At 45.7% G+C, this 13430-nt stretch carries 13 protein-coding genes; all 13 read left to right on the forward strand.

Annotated features, from left to right (window positions below; genetic code table 11):
* Nucleotides 1–26: 26 nt before the first annotated feature.
* The 13 genes from WKT00_RS01865 (at nt 27) to WKT00_RS01925 (ending at nt 13425) form a co-directional block, all read left to right on the forward strand.
* Complete coding sequence (locus WKT00_RS01865; RefSeq protein WP_173814214.1) at nt 27–734, forward strand: response regulator transcription factor; 708 nt, start codon at nt 27–29, stop codon at nt 732–734.
* Entirely contained in the window at nt 731–1588 is an 858-nt protein-coding gene (locus WKT00_RS01870; RefSeq protein ID WP_173814215.1) for a sensor histidine kinase, read from the forward strand. The genes WKT00_RS01865 and WKT00_RS01870 overlap by 4 nt, the downstream gene beginning before the upstream one ends.
* A 117-nt stretch (nt 1589–1705) precedes the next feature.
* Nucleotides 1706–2401 (forward strand): ABC transporter ATP-binding protein, encoded by a 696-nt coding sequence (locus WKT00_RS01875; protein ID WP_173814216.1) that lies wholly within the window; start codon nt 1706–1708, stop codon nt 2399–2401.
* Nucleotides 2394–5036, forward strand: coding sequence for an ABC transporter permease (locus tag WKT00_RS01880; RefSeq protein ID WP_173814217.1), 2643 nt, complete (start codon nt 2394–2396; stop codon nt 5034–5036). The genes WKT00_RS01875 and WKT00_RS01880 overlap by 8 nt, the downstream gene beginning before the upstream one ends.
* 160 nt (nt 5037–5196) lie before the next feature.
* On the forward strand, nt 5197–5664 hold the full coding sequence (gene rimP / locus WKT00_RS01885) for a ribosome maturation factor RimP (RefSeq protein ID WP_101694419.1): 468 nt from the start codon (nt 5197–5199) through the stop codon (nt 5662–5664).
* Nucleotides 5665–5684: 20 nt separating this feature from the next.
* On the forward strand, nt 5685–6851 hold the full coding sequence (gene nusA, locus WKT00_RS01890; RefSeq protein ID WP_101694418.1) for a transcription termination factor NusA: 1167 nt from the start codon (nt 5685–5687) through the stop codon (nt 6849–6851).
* A 26-nt stretch (nt 6852–6877) separates the two neighbouring features.
* Nucleotides 6878–7138 carry an RNase P modulator RnpM gene (gene rnpM, locus WKT00_RS01895; RefSeq protein WP_274602418.1) on the forward strand — a complete coding sequence of 87 codons (261 nt, stop codon included), beginning with the start codon at nt 6878–6880 and terminating at the stop codon, nt 7136–7138.
* On the forward strand, nt 7125–7448 hold the full coding sequence (locus WKT00_RS01900) for a L7Ae/L30e/S12e/Gadd45 family ribosomal protein (protein ID WP_101694416.1): 324 nt from the start codon (nt 7125–7127) through the stop codon (nt 7446–7448). The genes rnpM and WKT00_RS01900 overlap by 14 nt, the downstream gene beginning before the upstream one ends.
* Nucleotides 7449–7461: 13 nt before the next feature.
* A complete protein-coding gene (infB, locus tag WKT00_RS01905) occupies nt 7462–10188 on the forward strand; it encodes a translation initiation factor IF-2 (protein WP_340260587.1) in 2727 nt (908 codons plus the stop codon).
* A 39-nt stretch (nt 10189–10227) separates the two neighbouring features.
* Entirely contained in the window at nt 10228–10590 is a 363-nt protein-coding gene (rbfA, locus tag WKT00_RS01910) for a 30S ribosome-binding factor RbfA (RefSeq protein ID WP_101694414.1), read from the forward strand.
* Nucleotides 10577–11575: a DHH family phosphoesterase gene (locus tag WKT00_RS01915; protein WP_445292924.1), complete on the forward strand. Its 999-nt coding sequence runs from the start codon at nt 10577–10579 to the stop codon at nt 11573–11575. The genes rbfA and WKT00_RS01915 overlap by 14 nt, the downstream gene beginning before the upstream one ends.
* A 3-nt stretch (nt 11576–11578) precedes the next feature.
* Nucleotides 11579–12487 carry a tRNA pseudouridine(55) synthase TruB gene (truB, locus tag WKT00_RS01920; RefSeq protein ID WP_340260589.1) on the forward strand — a complete coding sequence of 303 codons (909 nt, stop codon included), beginning with the start codon at nt 11579–11581 and terminating at the stop codon, nt 12485–12487.
* An 11-nt stretch (nt 12488–12498) separates the two neighbouring features.
* Nucleotides 12499–13425, forward strand: a complete 927-nt coding sequence (locus WKT00_RS01925) for a bifunctional riboflavin kinase/FAD synthetase (protein WP_101694412.1) — start codon at nt 12499–12501, stop codon at nt 13423–13425.
* Nucleotides 13426–13430: the final 5 nt, after the last annotated feature.

The following is a 13430-nucleotide window of genomic DNA, read 5'->3' on the forward strand; positions in this document are numbered from 1 at the left end:
ACAGGAAAAGAGATGAAGAGAAGCCGATGACAGAGAATACTTATAAGATATTGATTGTAGAAGATGACGCTGGTCTCAATCAGGGAATAGCACTGGCGCTTGCGGAAAAAGGCGTGGAATTTTCGTCTGCGCTTACCCTTGATCAGGCACGAACGCTCTGGAAGGCACAGTCGGCGGATATGGTGCTTCTAGATGAGAACCTTCCCGATGGAAGCGGTTATGAGTTGTTAAAAGAGATTCGCCGGACTTCTCAGATTCCAGTGCTGATGTTGACTGCGAATGATCTGGAAATTGATGAAGTGACGGGGTTCAGTCTGGGAGCGGACGATTATATTACCAAACCTTTTAGTCTGATGGTGCTTCGGGCAAGAGTGGAACGGATGCGCATGCGGATGGAAGAGGGCAGGGAGCGGTTCGGTGACAGGAAAACGAGGTATGTGAAAGGACCTTATGCCTTTTATTTTGATGAAATGAAGTATTTTGCAGATGGCGAAGAAGTAACGCTTAGCAAGACGGAGCAAAAGCTTCTTCGAAGCTTTGTGGAACATTCGGGACAGACCCTTACCAGAGAACATCTAGTAGATGTCCTTTGGACCGGAGATCTTCGGTATGTGGATGAGAATGCACTTTCTGTGGCAGTGAATCGTCTGCGTAAGAAACTGGAAGTAAAGGAAGGAAAGTGTCCAATCCAAACGGTTTACGGACTGGGATATGTGTGGGAGAAGAAAGTATGATACAGATCGGAGCAAAAAAGACCTTGGAGAGACTGGATCAGATGCTGACGGATGCCATGAATGGGACCTTTGAGGAAAGTCGTTACGACGAGACAGAGCTTTCCAGATTGGAATCAAGATGGAAACAGTATTTTACTGCATCTAAACAGTCCATGGAGCAGGTGAAGAAGGAGCGGGAAAATCTGAAATCACTGGTGTCGGATATTTCCCATCAGACAAGAACGCCGCTTTCCAATATCCTGTTGTATTCGCAGCTTTTGCAGGAGTGTTCGGCGGATCAGAAAGAACGTACGCTTGTCGATCAGATCCTAACACAGACGGAGAAGCTGGAGTTCTTGATTCAGTCACTGGTGAAGATGTCAAGACTGGAATCTGACGTGTTGGAAGTATCGCCGCTTTTTCAGCCGGTATTTCCGCTTGTGGAAGATGCGGTGTGTGAACTGGAAGAAAAAGCCAGAAAGAAGGGAATCCAAATTACAGTGGAAGCTTCAGAAGAGATTTTTGCAGCCTATGACCGAAAATGGACAGTGGAAGCGCTTGGTAACCTCCTTGACAATGCAGTGAAGTATTCTCCAGAGGGGAGCACCGTTGCCATAGAGGTGAAAGCTTATGAGTTGTATGTGAGTATCAATGTCAAAGATCAGGGCATTGGAATCAAAGAGGAAGAGAAAGCTCAGATCTTCGGACGGTTTTACAGAAGTGACCGGGTACAACAGCAGGACGGAATTGGAATTGGTCTCTATCTTGCAAGAGAGATTCTGCAAAAAGAGAATGGGTACATGAAAGTAACGTCTAAGGAAGGAAAGGGCAGTTGTTTTAGCATGTATCTTCCCAAATCTTACAAAACTGTTTGATTTCAGAAAGAATGTAGAAAGATTGTAGTGATATAGTAGCCTTATGGAAATGGAATGTACATTTCTGTAAGGCTGTTTTACTAGGCAGAGAATCAGACAATGAAGGAGGAGTTTTGAATGAAGATATTAGAGGCCAGTCAATTGAAAAAATATTATGGATCCGGAGACACGCTGGTGAAGGCTCTTGACGGAGTAGATTTAAGTGTAGAACCAGGAGAGTTTGTGTCCATTGTTGGAACTTCCGGCAGCGGGAAATCCACTCTTTTGCATATGTTAGGGGGGCTGGATCGTCCGACGTCAGGGATTGTGAAAGTGGATGGCAGAGACATTTCCAGATTAAAGGATGAAGAACTAACGATTTTCCGGCGTCGGAAGATTGGCTTTGTCTTTCAAAGCTATAATCTGGTTCCGGTGCTGAACGTCTATGAGAACATCGTGCTTCCGGTGGAATTAGACGGCAACGAGATCGATACGGACTATGTAGAAGATATTATCGAGGTGTTGGGATTGGAAAAGAAGAAGTACAATCTGCCAAGCCAGCTCTCCGGCGGACAGCAGCAAAGAGTAGCCATTGCAAGAGCAATCGCCAGTAAACCGGCCATTTTGCTGGCAGATGAACCTACGGGGAATCTGGATTCTGTGACCAGCCAGGATGTATTAAGTCTGCTGAAAGTAACCAGCGACCGATTTGGCCAGACGGTGGTGATGATTACGCACAATGAAGAGATCGCACAGCTTGCAGATCGTATGATACGAATTGAAGACGGAAGAATTAAAACCAGACGGGTCAAAGGTGGTGAGAAAGATGCGTAAGGTGAAGAATCAAAAAGTGATTCAGAAGCTGGCGAAAAAAAGCTTCAAAGCCAATGGGATGAGGAACCGGATTGCTACGCTGGCTATTGCGCTTACCACTATGCTGTTTACCATTATTTTTACGATGGGACTTGGAACGGCGGAGACGCTTCAGCAGCAGACCATGCGCCAGGCCGGAGGAGATAGCCACGGGGTACTGAAGAACCTGACGAAGAAGCAATATGAGAAATTAAGAACTCATCCATCTATCAAAGAGGAGGCGCCAAGAATCCTGGTAGCGGATCGAATCAACAATCCAGAGTTTTTGAAACGGCATGTAGAAGCATTTTACTATCCGGAATATCACTATCCACATTGTTTTACAAAAATCATTGATGGAAAAGCGCCAAAGAAAGCAGACGAAATTCTAATGGATGAAGTGTCCATGGAGCTTCTGGGATTGAAAAAAGAAGCAGGGCAGCAGGTAACATTAAAGATGCAGATCCGGCAGAATGAAGAAGAAATCATCGACCGCACGTTTACGGTGACGGGTGTGACAAAGGCGGATCCGGCTCTTAATGTGGGATTTGTCACGGTATCGAAAGAGTATTTAAAAGTCCATGAAAAAGAACTTTCCTATCAGGTGAAGGAGACCGGTTCTTCTACAGGGTCTATTTATATGGATGTGAATTTTGCGAATAGTAGAGGGATCCAGGAAAAGCTCAATAAAATGATCAAAGAAAGTGGATATTCGGTAAAAGAGGGAGCGAAAAACTATATTTCTTCCAATGCAAACTGGGCCTATATCTCGGATGGAACCGAGAAAGATCCTATGACATTTGCGGCAGCAGGAGCGGGCCTTTTATTGATCTTATTGACTGGGTACCTTATCATTTATAATATTTTCCGCATTTCTGTGATTCGGGACATCCGATATTACGGGTTGTTAAAGACGGTGGGAACTACTGGACGGCAGGTGAGACGAATCTTGCGCAGACAGGCGTTTTGGATGGCGCTTGTGGGAATTCCGGCAGGGCTTTTGTGTGGATTCTTTGTGGGGAAAGCGCTGGTGCCAAAGATCATTGAGCGAAGCGCTTATCAGGCGGCAGAAGTGGCAGTGTCCGCGAATCCGCTGATTTTTATTGGAGCGGCGCTCTTTAGTTTCCTGACGGTACTGATTTCCACCAGAAAGCCGGCGAAGATTGCGGCGAAGGTGTCTCCGGTGGAAGCGGTGCGCTACACAGAAGGCGCAGAACTTGGGACGACAGGAAAGCGCGGAAAGAAAAAGAGTCAGGCAGAGCGTCAAAAGAAGTCTACCGATGGCGGAAAGATCTGGCGGATGGCTTGGTCTAACCTGTCAAGAAGCAAGGGACGAACAACGGTTACGGTGTTATCGCTGTCACTGGCGATTGTTTTATTAAATAGTGTATTTACCGTTACCAGTTCTTTTGATATGGATGTGTTTTTAAAGAAATTTGTGACGACGGATTTACAGATTGCCAATGCCAGATACTTTGGTATCGATCAGTATTATGGCGGAGACAGTGAAGAGGTAAAGACAGAAAATCTGTCAGAGTCCTTCATCGAGGCCTGTGAGGCGCAGGATGGATTTGAAGAAGGGGGACGGATTTATTCTTCTACAAGATTCGGACTTATGGCAGACTCCTGGGAAGCTCCTGACTATATCCCGCATGACAGCAAAGGATATTATCGGACGTATGGAGCGGAGAAAGACTATCTACGAAAAGATGAAAACGGGGCTTATTCTACCAGCACCGTTCTTTATGGACTGGAAGATTTTCCACTTGAGCAGATCGATGTATATGAAGGTGAAGAGGATCTTTCGGTGATCAAAGAGAAGCTAAAGACCGGAAAGTATTTGATTTATAGTACCTCTACAGATGACAACGGCAAGGTAGAGCCAAAAGAAATGATGCATCATTCCGGAGATAAGGTGACGCTGGCGCTTCCGGACGGAAGCCGTAGGGAGTTTGAGATTCTGACGGTGATCAAAGAGAATTACTATGGCTTGACGAACCGATATGGAATTGAATTTTGTTACTACACAGTGGCAGATGTATTTAAAGAAATGGAGTCCGAAGATTTCCTGATGAGTTATCTTCTGAATGTAGAGGATGAAAAGGAAACGGCCTATGGCCAGTTTGTAGAAGACTACACGATTACGAAAGAGCCGCTAATGGGTTACGAATCCAAACAGAAATGGCTGGATGAATTTTCTGGGCTTAAGAATCTGTTCGTATTGGTAGGCGGAACTTTAAGTGTGGTAATCGGCGTGATCGGGGTGTTAAACTTTATCAACTCTGTATTGACCAATATTGTGACCAGACGCAAAGAGTTTGCTATGATGGAATCAATTGGCATGACGAAGAAGCAGCTCCTTCAAATGTTGATTTTAGAGGGAATCTATTATGCGGTGATTACCATCGGGGTAGTTCTGATCTTTGGCACCTTGTTTTCGGCCACTGCAATAAGAGCGCTGTCTGACGGGTTGTGGTTTATGCGGTACCACTTTGTGATTTGGCCGATGTTGGCAGCGTGTCCACTGCTTTTGATTCTTGGTGTGGCAGTGCCATATCTTGCTTATGCTCCGCAGAGAAAGAATAGTCTTGTGGAGGAGATCCGAAGGAATGAATAAACACCCCTTGCATTTTGCGAGATGGAGTGTTATACTTGATAACAGTAACATAAAGGAATCGGCAGAAGAGTGGACGAAAGTTCACTCTTCTTTGTTGCAGTGTATACAAAGAAGGACTGCCGGTATTTGAATTCTGCAGATGGTAAGGAGGAATTTTAGATTGTCAAAGAAAGAAAATTACGAACAGAAAACCGAAGAGATCCTACTTCCGATTACGGAAGAATATGGATTTGAGCTGGTAGATGTAGAGTATGTAAAAGAAGGAAGTACTTGGTATCTTCGTGCCTACATTGACAAACCGGGCGGCATTGACATTAACGACTGTGAAAAGGTCAGCAGAAGACTGAGTGATCTTTTGGATGAAAAAGATTATATTGAGGATGCATATATTCTGGAAGTCAGCTCTCCGGGACTGGGAAGACCGCTCAAGAAGGAAAAGGATTTCAAGAGAAGTATGGGAGAAGAAGTAGAAATTCGGACTTACCGCATGATTGACAAACAGAAAGAATTTACCGGAGTGCTTACCGGATACGATGCAGATACCGTTACCATTGCGATGGAAGATGAGACTGAGAAGACGTTTGACAGAAGTGATATCGCGCTGATTCGCCTGGCGTTTGATTTTTAAGATTAGGAGGATATAAGAAAATGAACACAGAATTATTAGAGGCGCTTAATATACTGGAGAAGGAGAAGGATATTAGTAAAGAGACACTGATGGATGCCATTGAGAATTCTCTTTTAAATGCCTGCAAGAGCCATTTTGGGAAAGCGGATAATATCAAGCTGATTATGGATAGAGAATCCTGCGATTATCGTCTGTTCGCAGAGAAAACAGTTGTAGAAGAAGTGGAAGATAAATTGGAAGAAATCAGTCTGGAAGATGCAAGAGAGATTGACAGCTCTTATGAACTTGGCGATATTGTGCAGATTCCGATTGAATCCAAATCTTTTGGACGTATCGCAACTCAGAATGCGAAGAATCTGATTTTACAGAAGATTCGCGAGGAAGAAAGAAAGGTTGTATACGATCAGTATTTTGAAAAAGAAAAGGATATTGTGACAGGTATCGTACAGCGTTATGTTGGAAAGAATGTCAGCATTAATCTTGGAAAGGCAGATGCGATGTTGACAGAGAATGAGCAGGTGAAGGGAGAAGTCTTTACACCGACCGAGCGTATTAAGCTGTATGTAGTAGAGGTGAAGAATACCACGAAGGGACCAAAGATCCTGGTATCCCGTACGCATCCGGAGCTGGTAAAGCGTCTATTTGAGTCTGAAGTGACGGAAGTAAAAGATGGAATTGTTGAAATTAAGAGTATCGCAAGAGAGGCTGGAAGCAGAACGAAGATTGCTGTATGGTCCAACGATCCGGATGTAGATCCGGTAGGAGCATGTGTCGGTATGAACGGCGCCAGAGTCAATGCTATCGTAAACGAACTTCGCGGGGAGAAGATCGATATTATCAACTGGAGCGATAATCCGGCAATTCTGATTGAGAATGCACTCAGCCCGGCGAAAGTCATCTCTGTTATGGCAGATCCGGATGACAAGACGGCAAGTGTGATTGTACCAGATTACCAGCTGTCTCTTGCAATTGGAAAAGAAGGACAGAATGCAAGACTGGCGGCAAGACTGACTGGGTATAAGATTGATATCAAGAGCGAGACACAGGCGATAGAGTCTGGAGAACTGCCGGAGAACTATATGGATATGACGGAAGGCGTATTTGAGGAAGAGTACGAAGAGCCTTACGATGAGTCCGCGGATGAAGAAATCATAGAATTTGAAGAGTTTGAAGAAGTAGAGGAATAGGTGATTATTTGAGTAATACTAGGAAAATGCCGCAGCGCAAATGTGTCGGATGCCAGGAGATGAAGAATAAAAAAGAGTTGATCCGGGTGATTCGGACAGCGGAAGGAGAATTCCTTTTGGATGCTACCGGAAAGAAAAACGGAAGAGGGGCCTATCTGTGTCCGTCTCGTGAGTGTTTTCAGAAGGCGGTAAAAAGCAGAGGACTGGAGCGTTCTTTTAAACAGGCGATTCCGAAGGAAGTCTACGACGCATTGGAAAAGGAGATGGAAGCACTTGAAACAGAATAGAATCCTTTCCCTGGTGAGCCTGGCCACAAAAGCAGGCAAGACAGTCAGCGGAGAGTTCTGCACGGAAAAAGAGGTGAAATCCGGGCGGGCAGCACTGGTCATTGTGGCAGGAGATGCATCGGATAATACAAAGAAAAAATTTAGAAATATGTGTGAGTTCTACCAGGTTCCAATCCGGTTTTTGGAGGATAAGGATACCCTGGGTCATGCGATGGGGAAACAGTTTCGGGCATCACTGGCGATATTGGATCAGGGATTCGCAGATGGAATCTGCAGACAACTAGACGCAGAAGGTCATACAATTGCATAGAGGAGGTAGTAATATGTCAAAAATAAAAGTATATGAGCTGGCAAAGGAACTGGATGTGCCAAGTAAAGACGTCCTGGAGTTCCTTGGCAGCAACAATATAGAGGTGAAAAGTCATATGAGTACACTGGAAGAAGCAGATGCCAAGAAAGTACGAGCAGCAATGGGAGGCGCTTCCAAAGGTGACGATGAGAAAGAAGCAAAAGAGGCACCGAAGAAGAAAAATATTGTGCACGTGTTCCGTCCGCAGAATACACAGAATGGAAATAAGCCGGGAAGAAGAACAGGCGGGAACAGACAAAGTGCGCAGCAGGGCCGCCCAATGCAGGTTAATAACGGACGCCCGTCTAAAGCGGCAGCGCTGGCAAAAGAGGAGAAAGAAGTGGTGAAACGTCCAATTACAGAAAAACCGGCAGAGAAACCGGTAGTAGAAAAGCCGGCAGAAAAACCAGTTGAAAAGCCGATTGAAAAAGCAGCCGCACCAAAGCGCGCAGAAGCTCAGAGACCAGCAGCGGAGAAACGCCCGGAGCGGGAAGACAGAAGACCGGCGCGTGAGGACGACAGACGTCAGAACCGCAGTGGAGAGAGACGTTCCGAGCGTCCACAGGAGAATAAAGGTGATGACAGACGCCAGGGACGCGGCGGTGACAGACGCTCTGACAGACCGCAGGGAGCAAGAGGAGAAGGAAGAAACGAAGGTCGCAGAGGCAGCGACAGAAGAGATGGTCGTGATAACCGCGATAACAGAAGAAATGGTGACAGACCGGATAACAGACGCGGCAGCGACAGAAGAGACAATAAGATTCCAGCACCTGCTTTGGAAGGTCAGAAGCCACAGAGAAGCAAAGGTAAGGGAAAAGACGAGTATAAGAAGAAAGATTACCGACGCGAGGAAGAAGAAGGAACAATGATCAAAGGCGGCAAGAAGAAAAATGATCAGAAGCCGCAGATGCAGAAGCCACAGCCAAAAGAGCAGAAGCAGGAAGAGGAAATTAAGTCCATTATTGTTCCGGAAGTTCTGACGATCAAAGAACTGGCAGACAAGATGAAGATTGTTCCGTCTGTGATTGTAAAGAAACTCTTTATGCAGGGTAAAATTGTAACGGTAAATCAGGAAATTGATTATGAGACTGCAGAAGAGATCGCACTGGAATTTGATGTTCTGTGTGAGAAGGAAGAGGTTGTAGACGTCATTGAAGAGCTGCTCAAAGAGGAAGAAGAGGATGAGAAAAAGATGAAGAAGCGTCCTCCGGTTGTATGTGTTATGGGACACGTTGACCATGGAAAGACCTCTCTTCTTGATGCAATCCGTCATACCAATGTAATTGTTGGCGAGGCAGGAGGAATTACGCAGCATATCGGAGCATCTGTAGTAGAGGCCAATGGTGAGAAGATTACCTTCCTTGATACACCGGGACATGAAGCGTTTACAGCTATGAGACTTAGAGGTGCGCAGTCTACTGATATTGCGATCCTTGTGGTAGCGGCAGACGATGGTGTGATGCCGCAGACGGTAGAGGCGATCAACCATGCGAAGGCGGCAGGGGTTGAAATTATTGTCGCAGTGAATAAGATTGATAAGCCAAGTGCCAATGTTGAACGTGTAAAGCAGGAGCTTACCGAGTACGAACTGATTTCAGAAGACTGGGGTGGAAGTACGATCTTCGTACCAGTGTCAGCAAAGACAGGAGAAGGAATCGAAGATTTGATGGAAATGATCCTTCTGACAGCAGAAGTACTGGAGTTAAAGGCAAATCCAAACAGACGTGCAAGAGGATTGGTTTTGGAAGCGCAGCTTGATAAAGGACGTGGTTCTGTGGCAACGGTGCTGGTACAGAAGGGAACGCTCCGCGTAGGAGACGCTATTGCGGCAGGTTCCGCTCACGGAAAAGTACGTGCCATGATGGATGATAAGGGAAGACGTGTGAAAGAAGCAGGTCCATCCATGCCGGTAGAGATTCTGGGATTAAATGATGTTCCAAATGCTGGTGAAGTATTCGTCGGATGCGCGAATGATAAAGAAGCAAGAAACTTTGCAGAGACATTTATTTCTCAGGGTAAAGTGAAGCTGTTAGAAGAGACGAAATCCAAGTTGTCTCTGGATGATCTGTTTACTCAGATTCAGGAAGGAAACTTAAAAGAACTTGGTATTGTAGTAAAAGCAGACGTACAGGGATCTGTAGAAGCGATGAAACAAAGTCTTCTGAAACTGTCCAACGAAGAGGTGGTAGTGAAGATTATCCACGGAGGTGTCGGCGCCATCAATGAATCTGACGTCAGTCTGGCATCTGCATCCAATGCGATCATTATTGGATTCAATGTCCGTCCGGATGCAACAGCAAAAGAGACGGCAGACCGGGAAGGTGTAGATATTCGTCTGTACCGCGTAATTTACAGCGCAATTGAGGATGTTGAGGCAGCCATGAAGGGAATGTTAGATCCGGTATTTGAAGAAAAAGTGCTGGGACACGCAGAAGTGCGTCAGACCTTCAAGGCATCCGGAGTAGGAACGATTGCCGGTTCTTATGTACAGGATGGTACTTTTGAGAGAGATTGTTCCGTGCGGATTACCCGTGATGGCATCGTGATCTTTGAAGGACCTCTTGCGTCTCTGAAACGATTTAAAGATGATGTAAAAGAAGTAAGAGCAGGATATGAGTGTGGATTTGTATTTGCCAACTTTAACGATGTCAAAGAAGGCGACCTGGTAGAAGCATTCAAGATGGTTGAGATCCCAAGATAAGGGATCTGAAACCTCCTGCAGGCTGGAGGGATAGAAGCGATGAGAAAACGAAGTATTAAGAATACTAGAGTAAATATGGAGGTACAGCGGGAGTTAAGCAATATCATTCGCGGTGGGATCAAGGATCCCCGCGTGGCTCCCTGGACCTCAGTGGTAGCAGCGGAAGTTGCGCCGGATCTGAAGACATGTAAGGTCTATATCAGTGTGCTTGGGGACGAACATGCACAGTCTGAGACCGTGAAAGGATTGAAAAGTGCGGAAGGATATATCCGCCGAGAATTGGCGCATAACTTAAATATGCGCAATACGCCGGAACTGACCTTTGTACTGGATCAGTCGATTGAATATGGTGTTCAGATGTCAAAGAAGATTGAAGAGGTAACGGGCAATGACTCTGAATAAGGAAATGCTAAAAGGCCTGGTTGCCGAAGGGAAGAAGATTGCAATTGGCGGACACGTAAGACCGGACGGGGACTGTGTAGGTTCCACTATGGGATTGTTCCAGTATCTGTTAGAACAGTATCCGGAGAAAGAAGTGGACGTATATCTGGAAGAGATTCCGGAGAGTTTCGGTTTCCTTTCGGCAACACAGAGGATCCGGCATGAGATAACAGAAGAGACTGTGTACGACCTTTTCTTCTGCCTGGATTGTGGAAGTCTGGATCGACTGGGCTTTTCTGCACCTTTGTTTGAACAAGCAAAGCAGACGGTATGTATTGATCATCATATCAGCAATACCGCCTTTGCAGATGTGAATTATGTGGTGGCAGATGCAAGTTCTACGTCAGAGTTGGTGTATCAGCTTCTGGAGGAAGAGAACGTGTCTCTTCTGACAGCAGAAGCGTTGTATATGGGAATTGTCCATGATACGGGTGTGTTCCAGTACAGCTGTACATCCCCTAAGACCCTTCGGATGGCAGCATCCCTTTTGGAGAAGGGGGTAGACGGGCCGCGGATTATTCAGGATACGTTTTATGAGAAAAGCTATGCGCAGAACCAGATTTTGGGTCGGGCGCTTTTAGAGAGTATTCTTTTTATGGATGGACGCTGCATTGCGTCTTATGTTACCCAAGAGGAAATGGAATTCTATGGTGTGACACCTAAGGATCTTGATGGAATTGTCAGTCAGCTTCGAGTGACCAAAGGGATAGAGGTGGCAGTTTTTCTGTATGAGCTGGAATCTCATGTGTATAAAGTAAGCCTTCGGTCTAAGAACGAGACGGACGTCAGAAAAGTGGCGCAGTATTTTGGAGGCGGCGGTCATAAGAAAGCGGCTGGAGTTACCATGAAAGGAACCCCGCATGATGTGCTGAACAATCTGGCGAAGCAGCTGGAAATTCAATTGGATCTGTGCAGGGATGATACGAAAGAGACAGGAGAACAATAGTCAATGATACACGGAATCATCAATGTGTATAAAGAAAAGGGATATACTTCCCATGATGTGGTTGCAAAGCTTCGTGGAATATTAGGACAGAAGAAGATTGGACACACCGGAACTTTGGATCCAGATGCAGAAGGTGTTCTGCCGGTCTGCCTGGGAAAAGGGACCAGGCTTTGTGAGCTTCTGACAGACAAGGATAAGGTCTATGAAACGGTGCTTCTTCTTGGGCAGACAACTGACACCCAGGATGTCAGCGGAGAAGTGCTGAACACCGGAAGTACACAGCATCTGACAAATAGTGAAGTGTGCAAGGCGGTGGAAAGTTTCGTGGGTCCGTATCTGCAGATACCACCCATGTATTCTGCCTTGAAGGTCAATGGGAAAAAGCTGTATGAGCTTGCCAGAGAAGGAAAGACGGTGGAGCGTAAAGCGCGCCCGGTAGAGATCAAAGGAATTCAGATTTTAGAAGTAGATCTTCCAAGAGTCCGTATGGAAGTGGAATGTTCTAAGGGAACTTATATCCGGACTTTGTGCCATGATATTGGCGAAAAGCTTGGGTGCGGAGGGTGTATGGAATCGCTGGTTCGCACCAGAGTGGAAAGATTTCTGATAAAAGACAGCCTTCGGCTGGAAGAGATTGAACGACTGAAGAAGGAAGATCAAATTTTGGAAGCGGTCATACCGGTGGATCAGATGTTCACGTCTTACAAGGCGGCAGTGGTAAAGAACCGCTGGATGGCGCTTGCCAAAAATGGAAATGTCCTTCCGTATCAGGCGGTGACGGTGAAAGACGAGCCTCTTGCCGATCAGGAGAAGATCCGTCTATACGATGAAGAGGGGCAATTTATTGCGCTTTACAAATGGGAAGAAAAGCGAAGAGAATATCAGATTAAGAAGATGTTTTTTAATTCATAGAAGGGGAAGATATGCAATACATCAATTGGCTGTCCCACTACAAGGACGACAGAAGATCAGCAGTGACCTTCGGAAAATTTGACGGTCTTCACCGAGGGCATCAAATGCTGGTGGAGAAAGTACGGGAATTGGGAAATGCAAATAAAATCAACAGTGTGGTGTGTTCTTTTGATATGCGTCCACTGTATTTAAGAAAAGGAATTCATCCGCAGATGCTGATGACGGGACAGGAGCGCTATAAACACCTGGATGGGCTTGTAGACTATCTGGTGGAGTGCCCCTTTACCGAGAAATTCAGCGGACTTGGCGCGGAAGAATTTATCCGGGATATTATTTGCGATTTGTTCCATGCGTCTTATGTGGTGGTAGGAACAGATTTCCGATTTGGATTCGGGAAAAAGGGTGATATTAAGATGCTTGCGTCTTATGCAGAGACCTTCGGATATGAATTGATTGTGATTGAGAAAGAACGTTACCACAATCGGGAGATCAGTAGTACCTACGCAAAAGAAATGTTAAAAGAAGGAAAGATGGAAGTGGTGTCTGATCTTTTGGGCTATCCGTATGAACTGACGGGAGTGGTGGAGCACGGGAAGAAGCTGGGAAGACGGCTTGGATTTCCAACCTTTAATGTGGTTTGGCCAGAAGATAAGATGGCTCCTCCCTACGGTGTTTATCTAAGTGAGGTGAGCGTAGACGGCAGAACGTATGGAGGGATTTCCAATGTGGGAGTAAAACCGACAGTCACTGAGGAAAATCATTTGCTGATCGAGACATTTCTGTTTGGATACAGTGAAGATGCATATGGAAAAGAGGTTACGGTCAGACTTTTGCACTATCGGAGACCTGAGCAGAAGTTTGACAGCATAGAAGAGATGAAAGCATGCATAGAGGAAGACATTTTATACGGAAAACATTTCTTCGGAATGGAGAAGTAAAGGAG

The sequence above is a fragment of the Dorea sp. ICN-14282 genome, assembly GCF_037890115.1.
In the GTDB taxonomy this organism is placed as follows: domain Bacteria; phylum Bacillota; class Clostridia; order Lachnospirales; family Lachnospiraceae; genus Dorea_B; species Dorea_B phocaeensis.